This window comes from Pseudomonas sp. NPDC079086, from assembly GCF_044542155.1.
In the GTDB taxonomy this organism is placed as follows: Bacteria; Pseudomonadota; Gammaproteobacteria; order Pseudomonadales; family Pseudomonadaceae; genus Aquipseudomonas.
This window is the reverse complement of sequence record NZ_JBITTY010000001.1, coordinates 1,973,634-1,998,316: the sequence shown is the minus strand read 5'-3', so window position 1 is coordinate 1,998,316 and position 24,683 is coordinate 1,973,634. Positions and strand designations below refer to the sequence as shown.

Genomic DNA, 24,683 nt, shown 5'->3' with positions numbered 1-24,683 from the left:
ACTCAACAGCGCATTTGTCGCTCGCTGCCGTCCTCAGGATCACGGTAATCAATAATTGCCTGGCACGTGCTCAGGTCGACATACAAGCGGCAGTAATGCTCACCATGGCGCCAGGCCATGGCCACGCTGCTTTCACCGGACTGATCCAACTCAAAGCGCCCATCAAAGGCCGGATGGCTATTGCGCAGGCGCATCAGCGGTAACAAGCGCTGTACCAGCGGCTGCTGCAGCGCCTCTTCGGCTTCTTCCAAGCTGTAATAGTGTCGATTGACGTCACGCGCCTCGCCGGTTGCGCTACACAGCTCAAAATCATTACAGCCGGCCAACAGACCAACGTAGTAAACCTGCGGAATACCGGGGGTGAAGAACTGAATGGCACGCGCCGCAATGTAGGCATCGTCATTGCGCAGCAGAGCTTCATAGAAGGTGCAGGTCAGCTGATAAATCGCGCCGACGCTGTGCACGCTGACCGCTGAACGACGCATGATCGGGTCGGCACTGCGGGTCGAAACCTCATCGACCAGAAAGCGAATTTCCGCCTCCGGCAGCATGCTTTCCACATCTGGAATACAGATGCCGTCATGGGTATCCAGCACGGTGATCTGATTGCGCGGGCACATGCGCAGCCACTGTTTCAGGTAGCGGCTTTGCCCGCTGAGAAAGGCATGCAGCACCAGCGGTGGCAAGGCGAACGCATACGGGCGCATATGCCGGCGTGAGATGGCGTACTGGTAGCTGATGTGGTCGTGAACCTCAGGCAGCATCTCAGCGCCGTACTTCTCGCCGGTTTCACGGAACCAGTCGAGGATGCGATAGACATCCGGCTCGACCAAAAAACAGCTGCTGCCAATCTTCTTGGTGGTGTAACCGAACGCATCCAGCCGAAACAGTTTGACCCCACGCGCGGCGAGAAAGGCCATGTACCGCTCCATCAACTGATAGGTCAGTGGCGACGCGTAGTTGAGGTCGATTTGCCGCTCAGTGAAGGTGCACCACACTCGGCACGTCTCGCCATTGGCCAGGCGCACATCGCGAAACGGTTCTTTCTCTTTACGAATATGGATCTTGGCCAGGTCTTCCAGGCTGATCTCGCCCAGCTTATCAACCTGCACAAACAAGTCGGCGTATGCCGAGTCCTGGCCATGGGCAACAAAATCGAGAAACTCTGGCGACTCATCAGCAATGTGGCTGATCACCAAGTCAACACACAGATCAAAACGCGCCGAGATACGCTCGACATCCTCCCAGTCGCCGTAGCGTGGGTCGACTTCCATATGAGTTAACGGTGAAAAACCACCGTCCGCATTGGACGGATACATCGGCAGCAAATGCACGCCAGCGACGGCATCAGCCAGGTGTCGGTCGAGCAGCGTGTAGAGGCTGCCAAGATTGCCACCCAAGCGATCTGGATAGGTGATCAACTGAATCGCGTTGCGCAATGCCATGCTCGCCCCTCATTTGCCAGAACAACCGCCGCCTGCTGAGAGCAGGACCGGGTTGACCTTAACGAGAGATGCCAGGCATGGCCAGCCCGCAAGGCTCACACATCAGTTATTCGCATAACGCAGCCATAGTTCATCGAACATCCGCCGATAATCGGCAAACAATGCGGAATGGTCGATTACCAGCAGGTTTTCCTCGTTGCCCGTGGTCGCGCTCCGGGTCCAATTGAAGCTGCCATTAAGCAGAAAACGGCCATCGAACAGAGCGAACTTGTGATGCATGTGGTACGGCCCAGAATCGATGCGCAGTGGCACGCCCAGGCTACGCAGGCGCTCAATATCGCTGCCAAGATCAAACTGTTTTTCGTTATCGGTAATCACCCGTACCGCGATGCCGCGTTGATGGCAGGCAAGAATCTCACTACTCAACTCATCATCGGAGATGGTGTATACGCAAATATCCACCGACTGCCGGGCCTGGCGACACAGGTCACGAATCTTGCGCCGGCAGCTCTCGCCAGGGCTGAAGTGCGCACTGGCGACCTCTACCCGGTTTGGTGCCGCACAGCTGTCGAGTGTTTTGATCACCTGCTCAAGCCACTTCAGCGCCGCCAGCGTGTTAGCCGGATCAACGACTAACTCACGCACCAGGGCGAAGGCACGATTGCGCAGGTAGCGCACCTGATCCGGCCCCAGGTCACTCCCCAGTTGGCGCAACTCATCGCGCTCCTCATTACTCAGGCGCAGGTCGGCCAGGCTGTCACGCAACTGCTGATCGAGACGATTGAAATCCACTTAACCTCCTTGTCGTGAACGAGGCGTGTAGCGCCAGGCCGCGTAGAGCCCACCGCACAACGCGCCGGCCAGATGATATTCGAATGACACGCCCTGCTGCGGCAGCAGACCGAAGACCCAACCGCCATGCAGAAAGAACACCAGCACCGCCAGCAGCAGGTCTAGCCAGCTGCGGCGAAACCAGGCCCGTGCCAGTAGCAACGCCCACAACCCGAACAACCAGCCGCTGGCGCCGACATGGATACCCTCGCGACCGAACAGCCAGACCAACAGCCCACTGCCGAGGATGATAAACAGGCTGCCCTGAATGAAGTCGCGACGCGACTCAAGCAAGGCCAGCAGCCCCAATACCAGCAGGCCACTGAGATTACTCAGCAGGTGCATCCAGCTGCCATGCAGCCAGGGCGCAAACAGCACACCTGGCAAGGACTCAAGCCGCCGCGGTATGACGCCCCAGAGATTCAGGCTGTAACCACTCAGGCTGTTGCCCAGCTGCAGCACCAGCATCAGTGCGGCGATGCCCAGCAACAGCTGTACGCGTGGCAACAACCCCGCTTTCATGGCGTTTCGCTTTCGCTGTCGCCACCCAGACGCTGTTCATGGCCCAGTTGCTCACCTAAATCACGCAGCTGAGTAGAGATTTCCAGCATGCGATTGTGGGTGCGCAGGTCGATATCGATCTTCTTGTCCATGGCGTGGATCAACGGCAAAAAGCTGTTTTGCAGGCTGTCCGCCAGGCTTTCTAATACCTTCTGTACGGCCGGTTGTGGCGGCGTGATCACCTCCACTTGCGGGCGCAGCTTGCCCAGGCTATCCAGTCCAGCCAACAGTTCAGCCCAAGGAATCGTTGGCGCGGCGGCTTGCTCGCCCGGCGCCAACGTGGCCAAGCCGCGCACACCTTCAACCAGGTCATTAAGCTGCGCTACCACACGGCCACCAACATCCGTATCGCTGCCACCCATGGCCTTGTTGCGCATAAAGTCGCGCTTGATCTGCGCCCAGCGCTCGGCTTGTACGTCGGTCATATTGCCGCGCAACTCGGCCAGTTTGAGCAGGTTCTCCTCGGCGCCGGTGGTGAGCAGTTGTGACTCGCCCTGATAGTGATCTGCGATCAGTTGCAGTACCTCGGTATCGTTCATCACCGAGCTGATCTTCTCCGCCATCTTGTTCATATTGCGGTAGCTACCCTGCAGCTTGAACGGCGGCTCAGTGCGGTACTGATCGGCCTGGGCGGCGCTGGCGATGTACTGCTGATTGACCCGGCCAACCACGTCACGCACCTGCATCAAACGCTGCAGGGTGGTGACGATCTCATTGACCTCGGCACCGCTGTAGCTGTGGCTCAGCTCGTTGCTGGAGAATGGCTTGCCCTCGGCCTTGGCGACAAAGCGGTAGACATCGGCCATATCTCGGGTGGCCAGCGGCGCCAGCACCGGATTGGAGGTCAGGCCGTTTTCGATGTAGGACAGCGCGAAGGCTTCCTGCATGCCACCCAGGGTGTCGCCGAGGTTATAGATGTCGGCGCGGTTGGCCAGCATATCCGGGATTTTGAATACGTCGCCGGACTCGGTGTAAGGGTTGCCCGACATGATTACGCAGAACTTGCGCCCACGCATGTCGTAGGTGCGGGTGCGACCCTTCCACACGCCTTCAATGCGCCGAGTGCCATCACACAGCGAGATGAACTTCTGCAAAAACTCCGGATGGGTGTGCTGGATATCGTCAAGATAGAGCATCACGTTGTTGCCCATCTCCAGCGCCAGGTTGAGCTTTTCCAGCTCCTGACGTGAAGTGGCGTCCGGTGCCTGGGCCGGGTCCAGCGAGCGCACTTCATGGCCCAGGGCCGGGCCGTTGATCTTCATAAAGATCAAACCCAAGCGGTGGGCGACATACTCCATCAACGTGGTTTTGCCGTAACCCGGCGGCGAAATCAGCATCAGCAGGCCGGAGAGGTCCGAACGACGGTTCTCCCCGGCGGTGCCCATCTGCTTGGCCAGGTTGTCGCCGATCACGCCAAGGTAGACATCGTTGATCAGCTTGTTGCGCACAAAGGAGCTGAGCGGCTTGGGCTTGAACTCGTTAAGGCGCAGCGCCTCGCGCTCGCGCACCACCACTTCCTGGCGCAATGCCTGGTAGCGCTGCAAACCGGGCAGGAACTGCTCGCGATGCACGCGCAGGCGTGCGAAGAAGTCGTCCACCGCCAGCACCAGTTGCCGTTCGCTGATACGTGGGTGTTCGCCCATCAACTCCTTGGCGGTAAAGCGCAGGTCCACCTCGGTGATGCGCTTGGGCAGATCCTCAGTGAGCAAAGCCAGGGCCACGGCCTCGGGCACATAGGCACTGAGCGCGGCGAACTCCTCTGCCGCGCAAAGACCACGCAGCCAGTTTTCCACTAGCGCCCATTGCGCCGCCGGTCGCCCCTGCAGTTGCGTCAGGGTCTGCTGATACACATCCCACATATGCGCGGCCTGCAAGCGCGCCTGCAAGCCGGCGAGCAGCTCACGAGCGTATTTGCTGAAGACAAACTCAATGCGCTCGGCCGCCAGCTCCTGCGCCAGGTATTCCGCAGCCTCGGCCAACGCCGCAGGACTTAGCTGCATACCCTGCTCGGCGATGTAGCCGGCCATTGCCTCGGCGATTTCCGTCTGCAGCTGCAACAGGCTGTCGCGCCGGCCGAACAGCTGCTGAATATGCCGGGCGCTACGCGCACGCTGCGGCCATTGCTTCGCATCGTCGCGGCGCTGCACCTGGCCCCAGAAAAAGCTGGCGAAACCTCGCGGCAAGGCGCCGTAACTGAGCAACCCGGCGCTGTCGCGCAGCGGCAACAGCTGGGTGAGGATCAACGACGCATCGTGATCGTGGATGCCCTTCTCGTAGCCTTCCTTGTAGCGCGGCGCGGCGAAGTCACGAATGCTTTTGACCAGTGCCTCCGGCTGGGCCAGCTGCTGCTTAAGTAGATCCAGGCTAAGGCCATCACGCCCGGCATCAGCCGCCGCCAGCACTTCGCCTGCCAGGTATTCGGCGCGGTAAAGGCTGGCGGATTCGGACTCCAGAGATACCTGCCAATAGTCGCGCAGCGCTTCCAGCTCGGCGTTCTGCAGCGGCTCGAGGAATTCGGTACCGGTGAGATGCAGGTAAAGCTGATCCCCCCTCGGCATCAGGGTCAGGTCCAGCTCCTGGGTGTTGACACTGAAGCGGTGGCGCGGACCGAGCTTGATGACGTTGCCGCCCTCTTCGAACAGCTCACTCTTGTCACGCAGGCTGCGCACCGCCTGATCGCGGGCGGCCTTGAGGCGCGACTCGACATCCTCGGCCTTGACGCTGTCCTTCAGCTCGCGCAGACGCTCAGCCAGTTCACGCAGCTTGAGAATCAACGGATCAGAAGCGAAGAAGGCGTTCAACTCATCCGGCTGGGTCAGGCGCGCGGTGCGCCGACCGAGGCTTTCCAGAATCCGCCGCGCGGCATCGAGCAGACCCTGGGCCTTGCGTTGACGCTCGTCGAGCAGCGCCTGCTTGTGCGCTTCGAAGGTTTCCAGCAGCTCTTCGCGTTTGGCCAGGATATCGCCGAGGAACTGTTCCTGATCGCCGAACTGGCTTTCCAGCTCTTCCAGCTGTACCAGCAAGCGCGACAGCTGTTCGTCGCAGCGCTCCGGGTCCTGGGCCATGGCCAGGGCGTTGGTGATGCCCTGGCTGAACAGTTTGAACTGGGCGCCGAACTGCGCCACGGTCTCCGCCGACCCCAGGCCCTTGCGCCGCTGTTCAGCCCGGGCCTTGGCCTGATTGAGGCGGGCATAGACTTCGGAAATCGACTCGACGATCTCGGTACGCTGGGTGGCATCGTCAATCGGCAGCGAAGCCATCAGGCTGGAGAGCATATCCAGATTGCCGGCCATAGCCTGCAGCGCCACCAACGGCTCATTAAGTTGGCTGACGCTTTCGGCCTTCTGCGCCTGGGCGTCGAGCTGAGCCAGCTGCTGCACATAAGGCTCCAGCGCCGCCTTACTGGCGAGGAACGCCGAGGTCGCGGCCGCGACCTGCTCCTGGGCCGTCAGCAGTTCGGTTTCCATGGCGTCGATACGCGCCACATCGATATAGCGGTAATCGCGAATAGTCAGTAGCTGGCCACGCTGGGCATTGATGCCGTTGAGCGCATCGACGAAGTGCCGCACCTCGTCCCAGCTATCGATCAGCAGACCGGAGAGCAGCGCCTGCTGCCGGGTTTCGGCCTCAGCCATCGCGCGGGCCGATTGCTGACGAATGCTCTCGACTTTCTCGAATTCGTCGAGCACCAGTTCGCCGGTGGCGGCGATCTCGCGCAGCAGCGGCGCCATGCCCTGACACTGGGCATCCCCCAACCAGTGATAGACGTCGAACAAGCGGCGGGTGTTCTGGCACAGCTGGGTGTAGCGCTGCACCGAAACTTCCGGCGTCTCGATCTCGCGGCTAAGGCCCAGCAGGTCGGAGACGCCGCGCACCAGCTCAGCATTGCCGATGCGCCCGAAGAAGCCGCTGCGAACCGGTTGGCGAGCGGCGAAATCATCGCTGCAGAACGGCGTCTGCCAGATCTGCATCGGGTGGATACGGGTCGGCTCGGTGCCTTCCGCGGCGAAAATCACCATGCGCCCGTCTTCCAGGCGCGCGTAGCCGTGGCCGAAGATCGGATTGTGCAACTGGCGGTTGATCATGTTGTAGGTGAACAGCGCCGAACGGCCTTCTTCCGGGTGGTAGAAGATGTACTGCACGTCCTCGCCATTGGGCGAGCGCACCGCGCGTTTGAAGCGCATACCGGCCATGGGCTGCTCAAAGGCCTTGGACTCGCCGTTCTGCAGGTAGTAGCCACCGGGGAAGATGATGCCGTGGTCTTCCGGCAGCTGAACGCAGGCCAGGCCGATGGCGTCGATACGCTCGACCTTGCGCGTCAGGCTGTTGAAAACCAGGTAGCGCCACTGCTCTTCGCGGTACGGCAGCACTTTCAGCAGGATCAGGCTGCCGAGCTTGGCGTACTCGATCTGCGCATCGTCCAGCGACTGGGTCTTGTCGAGCACCGCTTCGCGGTAGATGCCCAGGCCGTCTTCGGTGTTGTTCTCGACCTTGACTGTGAGGTCGCCGCCGATGGTCTCGACGAAGATGGTGTCGAGAATATTCATATGCGGATGACGGCCGTTGACCACCATCTCGCGGGATGTCTTTTGCCATTCAAAATCGAACGGCGCCGGCAGCGCTATATCGCGCTCGCCGCGGTTATCGATATAGCGAACCTCTTTGCCGTCGAGGGAAATTGACCAGCGGAACACGCGGATATCGCTGATTCGCTCGCCAATCTGGAAGCTGGCCAGCAGCTTGCCGTCACGCACCAAAAGCTGCAGCAGGCGGGTGTTCTTGTAATAGGTGTAAAGCTCGTTGAAGTCGTTAACAAAGCTGCTCTGACCGAGAAAACTGTCGGCCAGCGCCACGCTCTCGGCCTCATAGCCCTCTTCCTGCTCGCCCAGGCGATACAGGGAGAACACGTCCTCGACGCGGGTTTCCTTTTTCAGGCCGAGGAACACGTTGTAGCCAAACAGCAGGTTCTCGCCGACCTGAACGATATCGCGGGCCGTGCAGTTGTTCTCGGTGCGAATGCGCACCCGCCCAACCACTTCCATCTGGCTGCTGCCGAACTCCTGCAAACGCTGAGCGTTCAGCGCCTCAGTGGTCTGGCGCAGGCGCAAGCCCTGCTCCTGCAGGCGCTTGTGCAGCACCTCGTAGGCACCGCCTTCGGCGACGGCCTTGTCCAATACATCCTGTGGTTGGGCTACGGCTGGAGCATCCGACATCGTGGTCTTCCTGAATCTGCGCTGTCTGCTAGCAAGGTGGGATGGAGCGAAGGGGCGGTTTCAGCCGACCCCAACGGCGAATCTACCCTCTGTTAGGCACCAATCTTTTGGGCGATTTCGGCAAGTTTGTCGCGCATCGGCTGATCTAACTCTTCGGGCTTAATCTGCGCGATGATCTTTTTCAGCACACGAATTTCATTGTCATCAATCACCCCGTCGCGCTCGGCAACAGCCAGCAGCGAACCCAGTTCATGCACATCCAGGCGACCGTCATTGGCAAAGCACTGGATCGAGCGAAACGACATTTCCAGATAATCCCGTGGTTCTGACATAAGGCTTCCTAATTAGAAATAAACGGGCCACTCCTGGGGTTAGCTTTCACTAACCCCAAGAAACCATCCACATATTGGTAAGACGCTAGGTTGCAGCCGTTACCGGCAAGCACTTAGCTCTCGCTGCTATCCACTGCCGCTGGCGTTTTTCTTTCGCCGACGCTGCCGTTGAGCAGGCGGGCCAACACGTCCTGCACAACCGGGCTCTTGCCGACCACGCCTTCGATGGCTTTACCCACCGACAAGGACTTGGCGAAGGAATTGAAGAAGTCGCCTTCGCCGCCGACGATCTCGATCTTCGCCTTGGACAGCGCCGCCGAGAGCACTTCGGCCTGGTCCTTGGCGATTTCCTTGTTGGCGGCGATGGCGGCCATGGCCTCGTCGAAGTTCGCCTCCAGCTGCATGCGGAACTCTTCGTGCTGACGCGCGTTGTCGCTGAGCGCATCGAGAGCACCGAACTTCTTGCCCAGGCCTTCGGCTTCAGCATTCAAGCGTTCAAGCAGCACATGGGCTTCGGCCATACCCAGGTCCTGGGTGGCTTTGGCCTTGGCAGCACCAAGCTGCTCTTCACCACGGGCCTGCGCACCGAGGTTCTCCTCAAGCACCTTGGCATCAGCCAGACCATCTTTCTCTTTCGCAGCCGCCTTGGCTTCGGTGACACGCGCTTCGGCCAGGCCCTTCTCCTGTTCGCCCTTGGCTTCGGCGATCAGTTGCTCGGCATGCACACGGGCTTCAGCCAGGCCTTCCTTCTCCTTGGCGGCGGCGGTGACTTCACGTACCCGTGCATCAGCCAAACCAGGCGCTGCGCGCTCGGCCTCAATACCTTCGGCCATTTTCTTCTTGGCTTCGGCCTGCTTGGCCGCCGCTTCCAGCTCGGCTTGGGCGAGGTTGTTGATTTCCACGGCCTTGTGCTGGGAACGGGTCTCGTCGGCTTCGGCTTGCTTAACCTGACGCACTAGCTCTTGCTCGGCCTCGGCCTGGGCATTGAGCACCATGACCTGCTTGGCCCGATCAGCCTCGGACACTTCACGCACTTCCTTGATGCGCTCTTCTTCCTGAGCCACGGTTTTCTCGACCGCCACGCGCTCACGAATAACTCCGGCGATGTTCTTGCGCTCGACTTCCAGAGCTTTCTCTTTCTCGATGCGTTGCAGCTCGACTTCACGCTCGCGAGAGACGATTTCCAGGTCCTTGGCGCGGGTGACTTTTTCCACCTCGATAACCACCGCACGCTGACGGTTCTGCTGCGCCACTTCGACTTCGCGCTGATGGTTCTCGGCGCGGATATCCAGCTCCTGCTGGGTGTTGATACGCGCCTGCTCGGACTTCAAGCGCTCTTCTTCCTGCACCTTGAGCGTTTCAGCTTCTTCACGGGCACGAATGGTTTCGATCTCGCGCTTCTGCCGCGCCACTGCGTCAGCTTCCTGGCGCTCCAGGGACAGTGTGGCTTCGCGGGTTTCAACGTTCTTTTTCTTGATCGCCAGCTCTTCGTTACGCTCAAGTTCGTTGGTGATGACGTTCTGTGCGGCGGTCAGCTCGGTGATCTTGCGAATACCCTCAGCGTCGAGAATATTGCTCGGATCAAGCGACGCCTTGGAGGTTTGCTCCAGGTAATCGATGGCCACGTCTTCCAGCACATAACCGTTGAGGTCATTACCGATCACTTCAACGATGCGGTCGCGGAAATCCTGACGGTTCTCGAACAGTTGGACGAAGTCGAACTGCTTACCAACGGTTTTCAGGGCTTCGGAGAACTTGGCATTGAACAGCTCGTTAACGGCGGCGCGATCAGACGCACGGTCAACCCCAATAGCCTTGGCAACTTTGAGTACGTCCTGCTGCGTTTCATTGACGCGCAGGTAGAAGGCCACTGTGATGTCGGCGCGCATATTGTCGCGGCAGATCAGCCCGTCCTTGGCGCGACGATCAACTTCCAGGGTGATCAGGGAGATCTTCATGAACTCCTTGAGGTTGATCACCGGATACACCAATGCGCCAGTGAAATGCACCTTGGGCGTCGAAGACATGTCGTTGACGATCAACGCCGTGCCTTGCGGAACCTTGATATAGAAGGCTTTGAATAGAACAAAAAAGCCAAAAACAATCAGGAAGAACAGACCGACACCGGTCAGAAAAGGCATTAGCAGCTCGAGGCTCATTACAATCAATCTCCTTTGATAAACGGGCTAGATGCCCTTGAACTCGTCTTCGGTAATCACCCGATAGGCGTGTTCGGCCTCCAGGTACTCCAGCAACACCACACGGTCGCCACGTTTGAATCCCTGCACCTCATCGGCACGTACACGCAAAATCAGCCCGGCGCCGCCATCCTCAAGCGTCGCCTCACCCTGAGCGGCAGTTACCCGCCCACTGCGCACGATGGCCACCTGCCCGAGAACGGATTTACTAGTGGTGGCTTCCAACTTGAGAAACAGCGGACGCAATGGCCGCACCAACAGGCTCACCACTGGCACCACGGCGATCAACGCGGCGGCGATCACCAGAAGCCCCAGGGGGTAACGCAAAATACCCAAAGGCAGAAAGCGCAACACAAATAGCTCGACGAAATAGCAGAGGAACCAGGCAAAAAAGAACAGCAAGGTGAGAATCAACGTCACCGGCACGCCGTTCAGACCCAGCTTGAGTAACAGGCCGGCCAGGCCTTCGGGCTGCAGCGCGTGGTTTTCCAGCGACGAGTCGACTTCAATATCCAACAGATCGACATCGACAATCCCCATGGCGGCGACCAGCCAATACAGAATCGCCACGCAAAGCGCAAAACTGAGCAGCACCACGGGAAACGACAGCGCGGTCTGTATAAATAGTTCCATCTGCTTTACATCCTGGTAGTCGAAGAAGCGGGAGCCACAGCTCCCGCATTAGCCGCTCAGGCGTCGGGCTTAGCCTTACTCTTCAGGCGTGCCAGCACGCTATCGGCACTGGCGTTGTCCGGCACAATGCCGGCAGCACGCAGCTTGACCTCCAGAGCATCATCCGGAGCGCTGGTTGCGGCCAGCTCCGCCGTCGCTTCCATCTTCGCCGCCCGCTCGGCCTGCTTGAGCTTGATCCGCTCCAGCGACTCGACCGCGGTATGCAATTTGGCCTGTGAACCGCCATAGCGTTGCGCCACCGCCATCTGCGCTTTCTGCACGCTTTCCGTAGCCTTGACCGTATCGACCTGCTGCTTGAGGCGTTTGATATGCCCTTCCGCCTGGGTTACCGCTTTGCGCAACTGCGCCACGCTGGCAGCAAAACCATCGGCCTGCTCACGGTCGCTGGCCTGTTCGGCCTCGAGGTTGGCGATCTTCTCGGCCACGTCCTTGGCCAGGCTTTCATTTCCTGCATCCAGGGCCTTGAGCGCGTACTGCTCATACTCGGCAATCTTCGCAGTGCTCTTGTCCAGGCGATCACTGGCCAGTTTTTGCTTGGCCATGATTTCGGCCAAGGCTTCCTTGGACTTGCGCAGCTCTAGGTCGGCATCGCGGATTTCCTGGTCGAGAATACGCAGCGCCTGACCGTCAACCACGGCCTCACCCACTTCATTGGCGCCGCCACGCAGCGCCGTCAGCAACTTGCTCCAGACGTTCATAGCATCACTCCTTAGCATCAGCCTTGAGGAAGCCTTCGTAGGCTTCGGTGGCCTTGATCACGTTGTCGGCCAGTAATTCGATCTCGAAGACCACGTCGGTCAAGGTCGAAGCCGAGCTCAGCGCACCAAACATGGTGTAGCAAGGCTGACCATCCGGCAGAGTCTCGAGGCCGATAGATGACAGCGGAAACAGCTTGTGGGTGCGCAGCACCTCTTCATTGAAAGCTGCACTGTCACGCACGTCGACGGCCGGCCAAAGCAAACTCTCGACCACGATCTGCTCACCAAATACGGCAATAAACAACGGCAGATCGCCATAGTCGTGCATGGTTACGTGCAAGCTGGCATCCGAACTTTGAATCAGCTCGATGCTCGCTTGCCCGCCCTTGAATAACTCAGCGGCCGACAGCGCATCGTATAAAGCCTGTGCAGTCCAAACCTGCGGCATGCTCATACCCTCCTCCTTTTCCATTGATGCCAGCTTTACTGAGTGCGGCTGACGAAGTTTCCGCTCAAACGCCATAAGCAGTGGGGCATGCTCTGGCAGTATCCAGACTTCTTTCTTGACCAACCCCTGCTCGCGCAGGCGCTGACGAAAAAGACGCTGGTAGTGGGCTGATGATTTGTTTTCCATGGACGCAGACTAGACCCACACATGTAATGAATCAATACATCACATGTAATATTTTAAAACGCATGTTTTATCGATTTTCAGGCGTGCAAAAGCGAGCCGCTCATAAGCAGCGCAGCAAAAATTGAACAGGGAAAAGTCGCAGGAGGAAAACCATCCAGGGTTAGCGATACCGAGCATCCATTCGTGGCGGCAATTTAACGCCATATAGCCCGCCAACTAAACAGCTAAATCTGCCAACCCCGTCGCAGCCGCAGCGCCCGATAGCGACCATTGAAAAATGACGCAGCACCCCACAATCGAATAGCCTTAGCCAGCCCACCGCACAACGGAAAACCTTATGAACCCAGCTATCAAACCCCTCGCCGGCCTGAAAGTGATCGAGCTCGGCACTCTGATTGCTGGCCCGTTTGCCTCGCGCATCTGTGCCGAGTTTGGCGCCGAGGTGATCAAGGTCGAGTCACCGAATGGCGGTGACCCCCTGCGTAAATGGCGCAAGCTGTACGAGGGCACTTCGCTGTGGTGGTTTGTGCAAGCGCGCAACAAGCAGTCGATCACCCTCAACCTCAAGAATGATGCCGGGCGCGAGGTACTGAAAAAGCTACTGAGCGAAGCGGATATTTTGATCGAAAATTTCCGCCCCGGCGTGCTGGAAAAACTCGGCCTGGACTGGGATGTATTGCACGCACTGAACCCCAAACTGGTGATGGTGCGCCTCTCTGGTTTCGGTCAAACAGGCCCAATGAAGGATCAACCGGGTTTCGGTGCCGTCGGCGAATCCATGGGCGGCCTGCGCTATATCACCGGCTTCGAAGATCGCCCACCCGTGCGCACTGGCATCTCGATTGGCGACTCGATTGCGGCGTTGTGGGGCGTGATCGGCGCACTGATGGCGCTGCGGCATCGCGAGGTCAACGGCGGCAGCGGCCAGGTGGTCGACGTGGCGCTGTATGAGGCGATTTTCGCCATGATGGAGTCCATGGTGCCGGAGTTCGATGTGTTCGGCTTTATCCGCGAACGCACCGGCAACATCATGCCTGGCATCACGCCGTCATCCATTCACACCAGCAGCGACGGCAAACACATCCAGATTGGTGCCAACGGCGATGCGATTTTCAAGCGTTTTATGCAGGCCATAGGCCGCCAGGACCTAGCCGAGGACGTGACGCTGGCCAGCAATGATGGCCGCGACGCGCGACGCGATGAGATTTATGGCGTGATCGACCGCTGGGTAGGCTCGCTGCCGCTGGAACAAGTACTGGCGACACTGAACCAAGCCGAGGTACCCGCCAGTCGCATTTTCAGCGCTGAGGACATGTTCCACGACCCGCAATTTCTTGCCCGAGAAATGCTCCTGTCGGCCAAGCTGCCAGACGGCAAAGCCTTCAAGATGCCAGGCATCGTACCCAAGCTGAGCGACACTCCAGGCGAAGTAAATTGGGTAGGCCCGGAGCTGGGTGAGCACAATGAACACGTGCTGAGCGGACTGGGCTATAGCCGTGAACAGATCGCCAGCCTACGTGACGAAGGCGCCATTTAATCAGCAATCTCAGCTATCAGGCTGCTGCTAAAGGTGAACGCCATATTTGGCGTAGATCCCCTCAATAACGCCGCGACGTTTGAGCGTCAGAATGGCCGCATCGAGTTTATCCAACCAGGCTTCGTGGCGCGGATGAACACGCATACTGACATCGAAAGAGCTCATTACATCGCCGATCTCGAGGTGACTGTACTCCGGGACCTTCGCCAGGCTGTATTGCGCAATCGCCTTATTGACCACAATTTGATCAAAGCGCGATTTGGCCAACATCTCCAGCAACTGCGCTTCATTCAGCGCATTGCGCCGATCGAGTTGCCCGGCCTCGATCAACGCACGCAGGTCCGGATAGGCATAACCACGCACCAGCCCCACTGATTTGCCGCGCAAATCCTCAGGCCGCGCCACGGGGAAAGCCTTGCCCGGGGCAAACAGCATGACATCGACAACCTTGCCAAACGGCACCGAAAACACCCCAGGCGTCGACTGGCCCTGCACCCAACCCGGATAAACACCCGGCTCGATATCCAGCTGCCCGCCATTGAACAGCAGACCAATGCGTGGATAGGGGTAGTACTGCACACTGAATGTGTCGCCCGTCAGCTTACCCAGCTCATCGAAAATATCCTGATAAATACCGGTTTTACCCTGCTCGATCATCATCGGCGGGTAGTTATAAAAGCCGACTTCAAAGGTAGCGGCATTGACGCCAGCCAAGGGACAGACACCGCACAGAAGAACAACCGCCTTGATCAGCCACTTCACTCTGCTACCTCTAACTGCACAACACACTGCCGCTAAAACGCGCCAAACAACCAGACGACTGCAGCACCCAGCACAAGTAAGCCCAACAACCAGAAGATACCGCCATGCCCGCCAGACTGCACCACCGACATACCACCCGCCTGTCGCGCGGGCCCGTAGTCATCCACGGCGTCCTTGGCCTCTTTCAAACCAATGCCTCTTAGCTCACGCAGCAGCTTGATCGCTTCAATTTTCCGCCCACGCTCAAGTGCCGCAACCACCTCTACCGGCAAATCCTGATCAAACTCAGCCATGACACGCTCCAGCCCAACAAACCATCCAAAGCATAGCCGCAAAAAAAGCCGGCCCCTCGCGGGTACCGGCTTTATCGACAAGCGCCAAACTTACAGCGGCTTACCACGATTACCGTGCTGAGCGACAAAGCTCTGTACGGTTTTCAGGTCATTGGCCAGCACCGTGCAGCGCTCCTCGCGCTCGAACAGATCCGCCAGATGCGCGGGCAGCGCAGGCGCCTGACCAACACCGGCCTTCTCCACGGCCTCGGGGAATTTCACCGGATGCGCCGTGCCAAGGATGACCATCGGCGTCGCCAGGCTGCGACGGCACTCACGGGCAGCACGCACGCCAATCGCGGTATGCGGATCAAGCAGCTCACCGCACTCGTTAAACACGTCGGTAATGGTTTCGCAGGTTTGCGCATCATCCACAGCGAGGGAATCGAACAGCTTGCGCGCCTCGGTCCAGCGATCCTGATCGACGCTGAAACCACCGCCCTGCTTGAAGGTAGCCATCAGCTCGGTAATCGCCGCACCGTTGCGACCGTGCAGGTCAAACAGCAGGCGCTCGAAGTTCGACGAAACCATGATGTCCATGGACGGCGACAGCGTCGGATGCAGAGTGTCCTTCACATACTGATTGCCACTCATAAAGCGGTGCAAGATGTCGTTGCGATTGGTCGCAACGATCAGCTGGCTGATCGGCAGGCCCATGTTGCGCGCCAGGTAGCCGGCGAAGATGTCGCCGAAGTTGCCGGTCGGCACCGAGAACGCGATAGAACGCGCTGGGCCGCCCAGCTGCAGGGCTGCATGGAAGTAGTAAACGATCTGGGCCATGATTCGCGCCCAGTTGATCGAGTTAACCGCGACCAAACGGGTGCCCTTGAGGAAACTCTGGTCAGCGAAGCTGTCCTTGACCATTTCCTGGCAGTCATCGAAGTTGCCTTCGATGGCGATGTTATGGATGTTGTCACCGAGGATGGTGGTCATCTGTCGGCGCTGCACCTCAGACACACGGTTGTGTGGGTGCATGATAAAGATGTCGACGTTATCGCAGGCCTTGCAGCCCTCGATGGCGGCCGAACCGGTATCACCGGAGGTCGCACCCATGATCACCACGCGCTCGTTGCGCTTGGCCAGCACGTAGTCGAGCAAACGGCCTAGCAGCTGCAAGGCAAAGTCTTTGAATGCCAGGGTCGGGCCGTGAAACAGCTCCAGCACCCACTCGTTGCCGTTCAGCTGACGCAGCGGCGCCACGGCGCTATGGGCGAATACACCGTAGGTTTCTTCGAGGATTTTTTTGAAGTCGGCATCCGGAATGCTGCCGGTGACGAACGGGCGCATCACGCGGAAGGCCAGCTCGTGGTACGGCAGGCCTGCCCAGGAGGCGATTTCTTCCTGAGTGAAGCGCGGCAGGTTTTCCGGAACATACAGACCGCCATCACTGGCCAAACCGGCGAGCAGCACGTCTTCGAAATTCAGGGCCGGTGCCTGGCCACGGGTACTGATATAGCGCATAGGGGCAAACCTTCGATTGACTCTTCAAGAGCCACCGCAGCCAAGCTGCGGCGGCCAAAAGCGGATTAGTTCAGCTGCTCGACGCGGATACGCACAACGCTGCCGACCACATCTTCGAGCGCCTCAAGGGCACTGATCGCCTCGTTGATCTGCGCTTCGACCACACGATGAGTCACCAGGATCATTGGCACCAGGCCATCCTGCTCCTCAACTTCCTTCTGCATGATCGACTCGATATTGATGCCGCGCGCCGACAGAATGCTTGCCACCTGGGCCAATACGCCCGGATGATCCTTGGCCTGAATACGTAGGTAATAGGCGCTCTCACAGGCTTCGATCGGCAGAATGGGGTGATCGGACAGCGAGTCCGGCTGGAAGGCCAGGTGCGGCACACGATTGGTAGGATCTGCCGTCAGGGCGCGAACCACATCAACCAGATCAGCAATAACCGAGGACGCGGTAGGCTCCATGCCGGCGCCAGCGCCGTAGAACAGCGTGCTACCGGCGGCGTCGCCGTTGACCATCACTGCGTTCATCACGCCGTTGACGTTGGCGATTAGACGATCCGCCGGAATCAGAGTCGGGTGCACGCGCAGCTCGATACCGGCGTCAGTGCGGCGTGCCACACCCAGGTGTTTGATACGGTAGCCCAGCGCTTCGGCGTAGTTCACGTCAGCAGTGGTCAACTTGGTGATGCCTTCGGTGTAGGCCTTGTCGAACTGCAACGGAATGCCAAAGGCGATAGAAGCAAGAATGGTCAGCTTGTGCGCAGCATCGATGCCTTCGACGTCGAAGGTCGGATCCGCTTCGGCATAACCCAGCGCCTGCGCCTCGGCCAGCACGTCTTCGAAGGTACGACCCTTTTCGCGCATTTCACTGAGGATAAAGTTGCCGGTGCCGTTGATGATCCCGGCCAGCCAGTTGATGCGGTTGGCCGCCAAGCCTTCGCGAATCGCCTTGATCACCGGAATACCACCGGCAACGGCCGCTTCGAAGGCGACTATCACGCCCTTCTCGCGGGCCTTGGCGAAGATCTCGTTGCCGTGCACGGCGATCAACGCCTTGTTGGCGGTAACCACGTGCTTGCCGTTCTCGATAGCCTTGAGCACCAGCTCCTTGGCCAGGGTGTAACCGCCAATCAGCTCGATAACGATATCGATCTCAGGGTTGTTCACCAGCTCGAAGACATCGCTGGTCATGCTAATACCGGTCGTATCGTACTGCGGCTTGGGCGAGCGAATCGCAATCTGGGCAACTTCAATACCGCGCCCTGCGCGCCGGGTAATTTCCTCGGCATTTCGCTTGAGTACATTCAACGTACCGCCACCGACGGTACCCAGCCCACAGATGCCTACTTTCACCGGTTTCACACTGAACTCCCCATCTGCACTGCGTAAAACGGCCGGAGCAAGCCCCGGCCGTAGAAAAAGAGCCGCACCATACGAAGCGGCTGTTTATTAGTCAATCAGGCACACGCCTCAGCCGCTTAGATTACTGGGCGGATTCCAGGGCAATTTTTGCCAGCTGCGGTGCTGGCTGGTAGCCGGGAATGATCTTACCGTTGGCCAGAACGACAGCCGGGGTACCGCTGACCCCGATCATCTGCCCCAGCGCATATTGTTTGGCAACCGGGCTATCGCACTGGGCGTTCGGTACCGACTGACGGGTCTTCGCCAAATTCATGGCCTGCTGCTTGTCCTTGGCGCACCAGACATTCGACAGCTCTTTTGCAGCCTCACTTTCCAGCCCCTGACGTGGGAAGGCCAGGTAACGCACCTCAACACCCAGACGGTTAAGCTCAGGCACTTCACTGTGCAGCTTCTGGCAATAGCCGCAATCGGTATCGGTAAATACGGTGATATGGGTTTTCGGCTGCTGGGGTGCGAACACAACCATTTCCGAAGCAGGAATCGCTTCCAGCAGCTTAACCACACCTTTGCTCTCAGCGGCTTCGGTCAGGTTAACCGGCTTGCCATCCTTAACCTGAAACAAGTAACCCTGCAGAAGGAACTGACCGTCTTCACTGGCATATAACTGGCGACCACCTTGCAGCTGAACCTGATAAAGGCCAGTCATCGGGCTTTCCGCAATCGTTTCAATCGGCAAATTAGGATCAACCGCTTTGAGGGTATTACGAATAGCCTGATCGGGATCAGCAGCCACACCAATACTACTGGCCAGGCTCAAAGCCAATACGACAACAATGCGATTAAAACGCATACAAACTCCTGTCGAGGACGGTCTCACGAATAATCGTCACAGCCTACCATAGAAGCCTGAACAGACCGATCACGGCAGGCCAGACGACGCTCTCAGCCTCGCGGATGGTGCTGCGCATGCAACTCTTGCAGTCGCGCGCGGGCAACGTGGGTATAGATTTGCGTGGTCGACAGATCGCTGTGCCCCAGCAGCATCTGCACCACGCGTAAATCGGCGCCGTGATTGAGCAGGTGTGTGGCAAAGGCATGCCGCAGGGTATGCGGCGACAGACTCTTGGCAATTCCCGCCACCTTGGCCTGGTGCTTGATGCGATACCAGAAGGTTTGCCGAGTCATCTGTTCGCCGCGCAGGCTCGGGAACAGCACATCGCTGGGTTTGCCATCGAGCAGAAACGGCCGCGCCTCCTTGCTGTAACGCTCGATCCAGGCAATCGCCTCTTCACCCAGCGGCACCAGACGCTCCTTGCTACCCTTGCCAAACACCCGCAGTACACCCTGGCGCAGGTTGACCTGCTCCAGCGTCAAACCGATCAACTCACTGACACGCAGACCGCAGGCATACAGCACCTCAAGCATCGCCCGATCGCGCAAACCAATCGGATCATCCAGCTCGGGAGCGGCCAGCAAGGCCTCGACATCCGCCTCGGACAGCGATTTCGGCAGAGGCCGGCCCAACTGCGGCAAATCCACTTGCAGGGTTGGGTCACGACTGATCAGCTGCTCACGCAAGAGAAAGCGGTAGAAACCGCGCAAGCCCGAGAGCAGGCGCGCAGTGGAACGCGCCTTGTAGCCTTCATTCAGACGCCAAGCCAAGTGGTCAAGGATCAACTCACGACCTGCAGCCGGCAATTGCACATCGCGCACCTGCAGCCACCCGTTGAATAGCGCCAAATCACTGCGATAGGCGGCGCGCGTGTGCGCCGAAAGCCCTCTTTCCAACCACAGGGCCTCCACGAAACGATCAATCAGGGGGTGGTCGATAGCGGGCATGGGAACTATGGCGGCAGGTTAAAGCGGGTTAGTCTTTCACAGCTTGGCCATGCAGGGCCAGGGCTCACCACAAGGACTCTCGATGAACGAACAGCATATTCTTCTGGCCTTTGCCGCCATCGGCGCAAGCGCCCTCGCCTGCCAGTGGCTGGCCTGGCGCCTACGCCTACCCGCCATTTTATTCCTGCTTATAGCCGGAATACTTGCAGGGCCTGTACTGGGCTGGCTTGACCCGCACGCCCTGTTCGGCAGTTTGTTATTCCCATTGGTATCAATGGCCGTGGCGCTGATTCTGTTTGAAGGCAGTCTAACCCTGCACTTATCAGAGTGGCGTGAGATCGGCAGCGTTGTCAGGCGCATGGTAACGGTGGGCGCGCTGGCCACCTGGGCTGTCATTGCCATAAGCACGCATTACCTGCTTGGTTTTAGTTGGGATATGGCGCTGCTGTTCGGCACGCTGACCCTGGTCACCGGGCCAACCGTAATCGTGCCAATGCTTCGCGTCGTCCGCCCGAAAGCCTCCATCGCCAACATCCTGCGCTGGGAAGGTATCGTTATCGACCCGATTGGCGCGCTACTCGCCGTTGTCGTGTACAGCTTTATTATTGCCAACAACGAAGGCAACGGCTGGAACAACGGTCTGATTACGTTCGCCGGCGTTATCGCCTGCGGCAGCCTCTTTGGGATTGCCAGCGGCTGGGCACTGGGACAGGTCTTAAAGCGCCAATGGCTGCCGGACTACCTGCATAACCTCGCGGTATTGGCCACCGTACTGGGTGCTTTTATTGCTTCTAACGCAGCCATGCATGAGTCCGGCCTGCTCGCCGTTACCTTGATGGGCATGTGGCTGGCCAATATGAAGGGCGTCGACGTTCGGCATATTCTGCACTTCAAGGAAAATCTCAGCGTACTGTTGATTTCCGGGCTATTTATCCTGCTAGCCGCACGCCTCGACCTGAGCGCACTGCTCGCTCTCGGCCCAGCGGTATTGGTACTTCTAGTAATCGTCCAGTTTGTCGCGCGCCCACTCAACGTGGCACTGTCCACCTTCGGCTCCAGCCTCAGCTGGCGTGAACGGGCCCTACTGGCCTGGATCTCTCCACGCGGCATCGTTGCCGCGGCCGTTTCAGCCATTTTTGCCATTCGCCTTGGCGAATTAGGCTATGAAGGCGCCCAACTGCTAGTTCCGCTAACCTTCGCCGTTATTATCGGCACCGTAGTTTTGCAGAGCGCGACCGCACGCCCACTCGCCAAGCTGCTTAAAGTGGCAGAACCCGCACCCAGCGGCTTCCTGATCGTCGGCGCCAATCCGGTAGCGCGCGCACTCGGCAAAGCCCTGCAAGACCTCGGCAATCGCGTACTCCTGTGCGACTCCAGCTGGGAAAATATCAGCACCGCCCGCATGCAAAAACTACCAACTTACTTTGGCAACCCCACCTCACAGGATGCTGAAGCCCATCTGGACCTAGTCGGCCTTGGCCACCTGCTCGCGCTATCCCCATCCAGTGAGCTGAACGCGCTGGCCTGCATGCACTTTCGCCACGACTTTGCCGCAAACCGCCGCTTTACCATCCCCAGCGGCACTGAAAGCCGCCGCAGCGATAAACATCGCAGCCGCGACGCCGTGCGTGGCCGCCCCTTAGGCAGCCAAGCGCTGAGTTTCCCGCAGTTTGCCAGCCGCTTGAGCAAAGACGCAGAAGTTCGCACGACGACACTCACCAACACCTTTGACTGGCAGGCCTACCAGAATCTGCATGGCGACCAAGCCGTGATTCTGCTTGCTTGCGACCCTGGTGGCTGGATACATGTCGCAACCCATCCGCTTGAAATCGTGCCCGGCCCGGACTGGACCCTGGTAGCCCTAATTAATGAGCCACAGATCGCCAGTCAGTAGCGGCAAACAGGAAGAGCAGCAATATCGTCACCCTATCCTTGGATGGGTGACAGATATCAATTTGCAGCCCATGATTGCATCACGCCACTACAACAAATGGGCCTACGCAATGTCCAGCCAACAGCATTCACGCCTTGGTCAGGTTCTGATCAACAAAGGACTGATTAACCGCGGCCAGCTGGATGCTGCCATTCAACTGCAACTCACCAACCACAAACGCCTCGGCGAGACGCTGATTGAGCAAGGCTGGCTAACCGAACGTCAGCTGAAAAAAGCCCTCAGCAAGCAGAACAACCTGCGCCTGGCCGCCACCTTGGTCGCCGCCCTACTCAGCCCATTCCAGATCGCCAGCGCCGATGCACCACGCAACCTGCCCAGCGCTATCAGTCAGGAGCAAACACCGAGCGGCCTTCGCCCCTTGAGCGATATGGAAATGAGCAATGTCAGCGCTCAAGGCCTGGACGACGTTCTGCAAGGCCTGTTTCTCCAAGCCGGCAGCGGTGACGGTCTGGGCACCGTCGGCCAGCTGAGCAAACTGGTGATGCCGGTACTGAGCAGCCTTGAAGCGGAAACCTCGATGAAAGACGTGCTGTACGACACCAGCAAACTGACGTCGGTGATCAATGCCGACGGCTCGGTAAACGTGCGCCTGCCCAGCTCGATTGGCGAGCTGCGCTTTGACAATATCCGCGTCGCCGGCGCCCCCCAAGGCCAAAGCTTTGGCAGCCTGAGCCTGCATGATATCGACCTGTCGCAAGCCTCGCTAAAGATCAGCCTGCGCTAGCCACGGCCAGATATTCAGACCGCAGAAACGAAAAAAGCAGCCCGAAGGCTGCTTTTTGATTGGAAAGCTGAGACTTAGCCCAGTTTTTCCTTGATGCGCGCTGCTTTACCGGACAGGTCACGCAGGTAGTAAAGCTTGGCTTTACGCACGTCACCGCGACGCTTAACAGCCAGGCTATCAACCAGCGGGCTGTAGGTCTGGAAAGTACGCTCAACGCCAACACCGTTGGAGATCTTACGAACAGTGAAAGCACTGTTCAGACCACGGTTACGCTTGGCGATAACAACACCTTCAAACGCCTGCAGACGCTGACGGTCGCCTTCCTTTACTTTTACCTGAACGACGATGGTGTCGCCCGGTGCAAAAGTAGGGATCTCTTTGCCCATCTGCTCAGCTTCGATCTGCTGAATAATCTTGTTGGTCATGCTGCGCTCCTAAGACTGGCGTTGGCCGGTCATCGATACATTAACTATCGTCCCGCTGGCGGATGTATTCCTCCAGCAGCTTCTTCTCTTCCCCAGAAAGCGAGCGGCTATCCAGAAGATCAGCGCGTCGTTCGTGCGTCCGACCAAGGGACTGCTGCAAACGCCAGCGCCGGATGTGTTCGTGGTTACCGCCAAGCAGAACCTGTGGAACACGTTTATCCGCATACACCTCCGGGCGGGTGTAGTGCGGGCAGTCAAGTAAGCCATCCGTAAAGGAGTCTTCCTCGGCCGAACCTGCATGACCTAATGCACCAGGCAAAAGGCGCGTCACCGCGTCGATTAGCACCATGGCCGGCAGCTCACCGCCAGACAGGACGTAATCCCCAATCGACCATTCTTCATCGACATGCGCCTCAATAAAGCGCTCATCAATGCCTTCGTAGCGACCAGCAATCAGGATTAACGCATCCACATTGGCCAGTTCGCGTACTGCTGACTGCGTCAGCTGGCGACCTTGCGGCGACAGGTAAATCACCTTAGCCGCACCACCCGTAGCGTGCTTCGCGTCAAGCAAAGCGTCTTCAAGCGGCTTGATCTTCATCACCATGCCTGGGCCACCGCCAAAAGGCCGATCATCCACGGTGTGGTGACGGTCTGTGGTGTAGCTACGCGGGTTCCAGCAGGTCAATTGCAACAATCCCTGCTTCACCGCTCGACTGGTAATGCCGTATTCGCTGATAGCGGCAAACATCTCTGGAAACAGCGTAATAACTTCAACGCGCAGATTTGGCATCAGGCTTAGAAGTCCGCATCCCAGTCGACCCGCATTTCGCCAGCACTCAGGTCAATCGACAACACGCATTGCTCGGTATAGGGCAACAGGCGTTCACGATCATCCAGGCTGTCGGTGTAGGGCTTGACCACCATCACATCGTTGGCACCGGTTTCTAACAAGTGATCAATCTTGCCGAGCAATTGCCCAACCTGATCGATAACCTTTAGACCTTCCAACTGGTACCAGTAGTACTCGCCATCAGCTAATTCAGGGAACAGATTGCGCGGAACACAGATCTCATAACCAGCGAGAAGACGTGCTTCTTCACGATCATCGAGACCCTTAAGCTTCGCGACCAGGAATTTATCATTCCCGCGCCCACTGACCAGCTCGACCTGCTTGACACTGCCTTCGCGCTTGAGCGTCCAGGACTTGTACTGCAACAGGTTTGCAACAGGATCAGTAAAGGAATACACCTTCACTTCACCGCGAACGCCATGTACTGAGTAGATCTTGCCGATAACAATCAAATCATCGGTAGAAACAGGCGTCGCGCTCATATTGCTCAGGCCGCAGCCTTAGCAGCGTCCTTCAACAACTGAGCAACACGATCAGAAGGCTGTGCGCCAACGCTCAGCCAATGGGCCAGGCGATCTTGCTTAACGGACAGACGAACTTCCTGACCACGAGCGATCGGGTTGAAGAAACCGATTTCTTCTTTGTGCGAACCGTCGCGTGGGTTACGGCTGTCGGTCACGTTGATTTTGTAGAACGGGCGCTTTTTGGAGCCGCCAAGGGCAAGACGAATCGTTAGCATGTGAACATAGTTCCTGTAGTCGGTGCTGCAAATCTAAATGCACGGCGGGCATAGGTGCCCGAAAGGCCGCATATTCTAAGGA

General features: G+C 58.4%; 22 protein-coding genes. 3 read left to right on the top strand and 19 right to left on the bottom strand.

Annotated elements, in window-relative coordinates:
- Positions 1-2 precede the first annotated feature (2 nt).
- The 9 genes from gtfA to ACIGEK_RS09300 all read right to left on the bottom strand — a co-directional run bounded on the left by gtfA (position 3) and on the right by ACIGEK_RS09300 (position 12,605).
- A complete protein-coding gene (gene gtfA, locus ACIGEK_RS09340) occupies positions 3-1,445 on the bottom strand; it encodes a sucrose phosphorylase (protein ID WP_397493010.1) in 1,443 nt (480 codons plus the stop codon).
- 102 nt (positions 1,446-1,547) lie between these two features.
- On the bottom strand, positions 1,548-2,237 hold the full coding sequence (locus ACIGEK_RS09335; protein WP_397493009.1) for a phospholipase D-like domain-containing protein: 690 nt from the start codon (positions 2,235-2,237) through the stop codon (positions 1,548-1,550).
- Positions 2,238-2,798 carry a rhomboid family intramembrane serine protease gene (locus tag ACIGEK_RS09330; RefSeq protein WP_397493008.1) on the bottom strand — a complete coding sequence of 187 codons (561 nt, stop codon included), beginning with the start codon at positions 2,796-2,798 and terminating at the stop codon, positions 2,238-2,240.
- The gene (locus ACIGEK_RS09325) at positions 2,795-8,050 is read right to left on the bottom strand and encodes a DNA repair ATPase (protein ID WP_397493007.1); all 5,256 of its coding nucleotides are present in this window, start codon (positions 8,048-8,050) and stop codon (positions 2,795-2,797) included. Before ACIGEK_RS09325 ends, ACIGEK_RS09330 begins: the two co-directional genes overlap by 4 nt.
- A 92-nt stretch (positions 8,051-8,142) precedes the next feature.
- Entirely contained in the window at positions 8,143-8,382 is a 240-nt protein-coding gene (locus ACIGEK_RS09320) for a hypothetical protein (RefSeq protein ID WP_397493006.1), read from the bottom strand.
- Positions 8,383-8,495: 113 nt separating this feature from the next.
- Positions 8,496-10,541 carry a hypothetical protein gene (locus ACIGEK_RS09315; RefSeq protein ID WP_397493005.1) on the bottom strand — a complete coding sequence of 682 codons (2,046 nt, stop codon included), beginning with the start codon at positions 10,539-10,541 and terminating at the stop codon, positions 8,496-8,498.
- 27 nt (positions 10,542-10,568) lie between these two features.
- On the bottom strand, positions 10,569-11,213 hold the full coding sequence (locus ACIGEK_RS09310; RefSeq protein ID WP_397493004.1) for a hypothetical protein: 645 nt from the start codon (positions 11,211-11,213) through the stop codon (positions 10,569-10,571).
- Positions 11,214-11,269: 56 nt separating this feature from the next.
- Positions 11,270-11,971, bottom strand: a complete 702-nt coding sequence (locus tag ACIGEK_RS09305; protein WP_397493003.1) for a PspA/IM30 family protein — start codon at positions 11,969-11,971, stop codon at positions 11,270-11,272.
- 4 nt (positions 11,972-11,975) lie between these two features.
- Positions 11,976-12,605: a YjfI family protein gene (locus tag ACIGEK_RS09300; RefSeq protein WP_397493002.1), complete on the bottom strand. Its 630-nt coding sequence runs from the start codon at positions 12,603-12,605 to the stop codon at positions 11,976-11,978.
- Positions 12,606-12,942: 337 nt separating this feature from the next.
- Here ACIGEK_RS09300 and ACIGEK_RS09295 point away from each other — a divergent pair, with 337 nt between their 5' ends.
- Positions 12,943-14,142: a CaiB/BaiF CoA transferase family protein gene (locus ACIGEK_RS09295; RefSeq protein WP_397493001.1), complete on the top strand. Its 1,200-nt coding sequence runs from the start codon at positions 12,943-12,945 to the stop codon at positions 14,140-14,142.
- Positions 14,143-14,169: 27 nt separating this feature from the next.
- On the opposite strand, the gene ACIGEK_RS09290 is transcribed toward ACIGEK_RS09295, so the two are convergent.
- The 6 genes from ACIGEK_RS09290 to xerD form a co-directional block, all read right to left on the bottom strand.
- Complete coding sequence (locus ACIGEK_RS09290) at positions 14,170-14,904, bottom strand: substrate-binding periplasmic protein (RefSeq protein ID WP_397493000.1); 735 nt, start codon at positions 14,902-14,904, stop codon at positions 14,170-14,172.
- 32 nt (positions 14,905-14,936) lie between these two features.
- On the bottom strand, positions 14,937-15,197 hold the full coding sequence (locus tag ACIGEK_RS09285) for a ribosomal protein L7/L12 (protein ID WP_397492999.1): 261 nt from the start codon (positions 15,195-15,197) through the stop codon (positions 14,937-14,939).
- A gap of 90 nt (positions 15,198-15,287) precedes the next feature.
- Positions 15,288-16,697, bottom strand: coding sequence for a threonine synthase (gene thrC / locus ACIGEK_RS09280; RefSeq protein WP_397492998.1), 1,410 nt, complete (start codon positions 16,695-16,697; stop codon positions 15,288-15,290).
- A gap of 65 nt (positions 16,698-16,762) precedes the next feature.
- A complete protein-coding gene (locus ACIGEK_RS09275) occupies positions 16,763-18,067 on the bottom strand; it encodes a homoserine dehydrogenase (RefSeq protein ID WP_397492997.1) in 1,305 nt (434 codons plus the stop codon).
- 121 nt (positions 18,068-18,188) lie between these two features.
- Positions 18,189-18,917 (bottom strand): bifunctional protein-disulfide isomerase/oxidoreductase DsbC, encoded by a 729-nt coding sequence (dsbC, locus tag ACIGEK_RS09270; RefSeq protein WP_397492996.1) that lies wholly within the window; start codon positions 18,915-18,917, stop codon positions 18,189-18,191.
- A 92-nt stretch (positions 18,918-19,009) separates the two neighbouring features.
- Positions 19,010-19,906 (bottom strand): site-specific tyrosine recombinase XerD, encoded by an 897-nt coding sequence (gene xerD / locus ACIGEK_RS09265; RefSeq protein ID WP_397492995.1) that lies wholly within the window; start codon positions 19,904-19,906, stop codon positions 19,010-19,012.
- Positions 19,907-19,988: 82 nt separating this feature from the next.
- Between xerD and ACIGEK_RS09260 the strand changes: the two genes are divergently transcribed.
- Both ACIGEK_RS09260 and ACIGEK_RS09255 read left to right on the top strand, forming a co-directional pair.
- A complete protein-coding gene (locus ACIGEK_RS09260; protein WP_397492994.1) occupies positions 19,989-21,800 on the top strand; it encodes a cation:proton antiporter in 1,812 nt (603 codons plus the stop codon).
- 109 nt (positions 21,801-21,909) lie between these two features.
- Complete coding sequence (locus tag ACIGEK_RS09255) at positions 21,910-22,584, top strand: hypothetical protein (RefSeq protein WP_397492992.1); 675 nt, start codon at positions 21,910-21,912, stop codon at positions 22,582-22,584.
- 74 nt (positions 22,585-22,658) lie between these two features.
- On the opposite strand, the gene rplS is transcribed toward ACIGEK_RS09255, so the two are convergent.
- The 4 genes from rplS to rpsP are packed head-to-tail and all read right to left on the bottom strand — an operon-like array spanning position 22,659 to position 24,601.
- Positions 22,659-23,009, bottom strand: a complete 351-nt coding sequence (gene rplS, locus ACIGEK_RS09250) for a 50S ribosomal protein L19 (RefSeq protein WP_394234202.1) — start codon at positions 23,007-23,009, stop codon at positions 22,659-22,661.
- 40 nt (positions 23,010-23,049) lie between these two features.
- Positions 23,050-23,802 (bottom strand): tRNA (guanosine(37)-N1)-methyltransferase TrmD, encoded by a 753-nt coding sequence (gene trmD / locus ACIGEK_RS09245; RefSeq protein WP_397492990.1) that lies wholly within the window; start codon positions 23,800-23,802, stop codon positions 23,050-23,052.
- Between the two features lie 5 nt (positions 23,803-23,807).
- Positions 23,808-24,344, bottom strand: a complete 537-nt coding sequence (gene rimM, locus ACIGEK_RS09240) for a ribosome maturation factor RimM (RefSeq protein ID WP_397492989.1) — start codon at positions 24,342-24,344, stop codon at positions 23,808-23,810.
- Between the two features lie 5 nt (positions 24,345-24,349).
- A complete protein-coding gene (gene rpsP, locus ACIGEK_RS09235; RefSeq protein ID WP_090239277.1) occupies positions 24,350-24,601 on the bottom strand; it encodes a 30S ribosomal protein S16 in 252 nt (83 codons plus the stop codon).
- Positions 24,602-24,683 lie beyond the last annotated feature (82 nt).

Bases quoted from the DNA above. Each gene is read 5' to 3' on its own strand.
- gtfA (WP_397493010.1), bottom strand. From the start codon at position 1,445: ATGGCATTGCGCAACGCGATTCAGTTGATCACCTATCCAGATCGCTTG.
- ACIGEK_RS09330 (WP_397493008.1), bottom strand. From the start codon at position 2,798: ATGAAAGCGGGGTTGTTGCCACGCGTACAGCTGTTGCTGGGCATCGCC.
- ACIGEK_RS09325 (WP_397493007.1), bottom strand. From the start codon at position 8,050: ATGTCGGATGCTCCAGCCGTAGCCCAACCACAGGATGTATTGGACAAG.
- ACIGEK_RS09320 (WP_397493006.1), bottom strand. From the start codon at position 8,382: ATGTCAGAACCACGGGATTATCTGGAAATGTCGTTTCGCTCGATCCAG.
- ACIGEK_RS09315 (WP_397493005.1), bottom strand. From the start codon at position 10,541: ATGAGCCTCGAGCTGCTAATGCCTTTTCTGACCGGTGTCGGTCTGTTC.
- ACIGEK_RS09310 (WP_397493004.1), bottom strand. From the start codon at position 11,213: ATGGAACTATTTATACAGACCGCGCTGTCGTTTCCCGTGGTGCTGCTC.
- ACIGEK_RS09305 (WP_397493003.1), bottom strand. From the start codon at position 11,971: ATGAACGTCTGGAGCAAGTTGCTGACGGCGCTGCGTGGCGGCGCCAAT.
- ACIGEK_RS09300 (WP_397493002.1), bottom strand. From the start codon at position 12,605: ATGGAAAACAAATCATCAGCCCACTACCAGCGTCTTTTTCGTCAGCGC.
- ACIGEK_RS09295 (WP_397493001.1), top strand. From the start codon at position 12,943: ATGAACCCAGCTATCAAACCCCTCGCCGGCCTGAAAGTGATCGAGCTC.
- ACIGEK_RS09285 (WP_397492999.1), bottom strand. From the start codon at position 15,197: ATGGCTGAGTTTGATCAGGATTTGCCGGTAGAGGTGGTTGCGGCACTT.
- thrC (WP_397492998.1), bottom strand. From the start codon at position 16,697: ATGCGCTATATCAGTACCCGTGGCCAGGCACCGGCCCTGAATTTCGAA.
- dsbC (WP_397492996.1), bottom strand. From the start codon at position 18,917: ATGCGTTTTAATCGCATTGTTGTCGTATTGGCTTTGAGCCTGGCCAGT.
- xerD (WP_397492995.1), bottom strand. From the start codon at position 19,906: ATGCCCGCTATCGACCACCCCCTGATTGATCGTTTCGTGGAGGCCCTG.
- ACIGEK_RS09260 (WP_397492994.1), top strand. From the start codon at position 19,989: ATGAACGAACAGCATATTCTTCTGGCCTTTGCCGCCATCGGCGCAAGC.
- ACIGEK_RS09255 (WP_397492992.1), top strand. From the start codon at position 21,910: ATGTCCAGCCAACAGCATTCACGCCTTGGTCAGGTTCTGATCAACAAA.
- rplS (WP_394234202.1), bottom strand. From the start codon at position 23,009: ATGACCAACAAGATTATTCAGCAGATCGAAGCTGAGCAGATGGGCAAA.
- trmD (WP_397492990.1), bottom strand. From the start codon at position 23,802: ATGCCAAATCTGCGCGTTGAAGTTATTACGCTGTTTCCAGAGATGTTT.
- rimM (WP_397492989.1), bottom strand. From the start codon at position 24,344: ATGAGCGCGACGCCTGTTTCTACCGATGATTTGATTGTTATCGGCAAG.
- rpsP (WP_090239277.1), bottom strand. From the start codon at position 24,601: ATGCTAACGATTCGTCTTGCCCTTGGCGGCTCCAAAAAGCGCCCGTTC.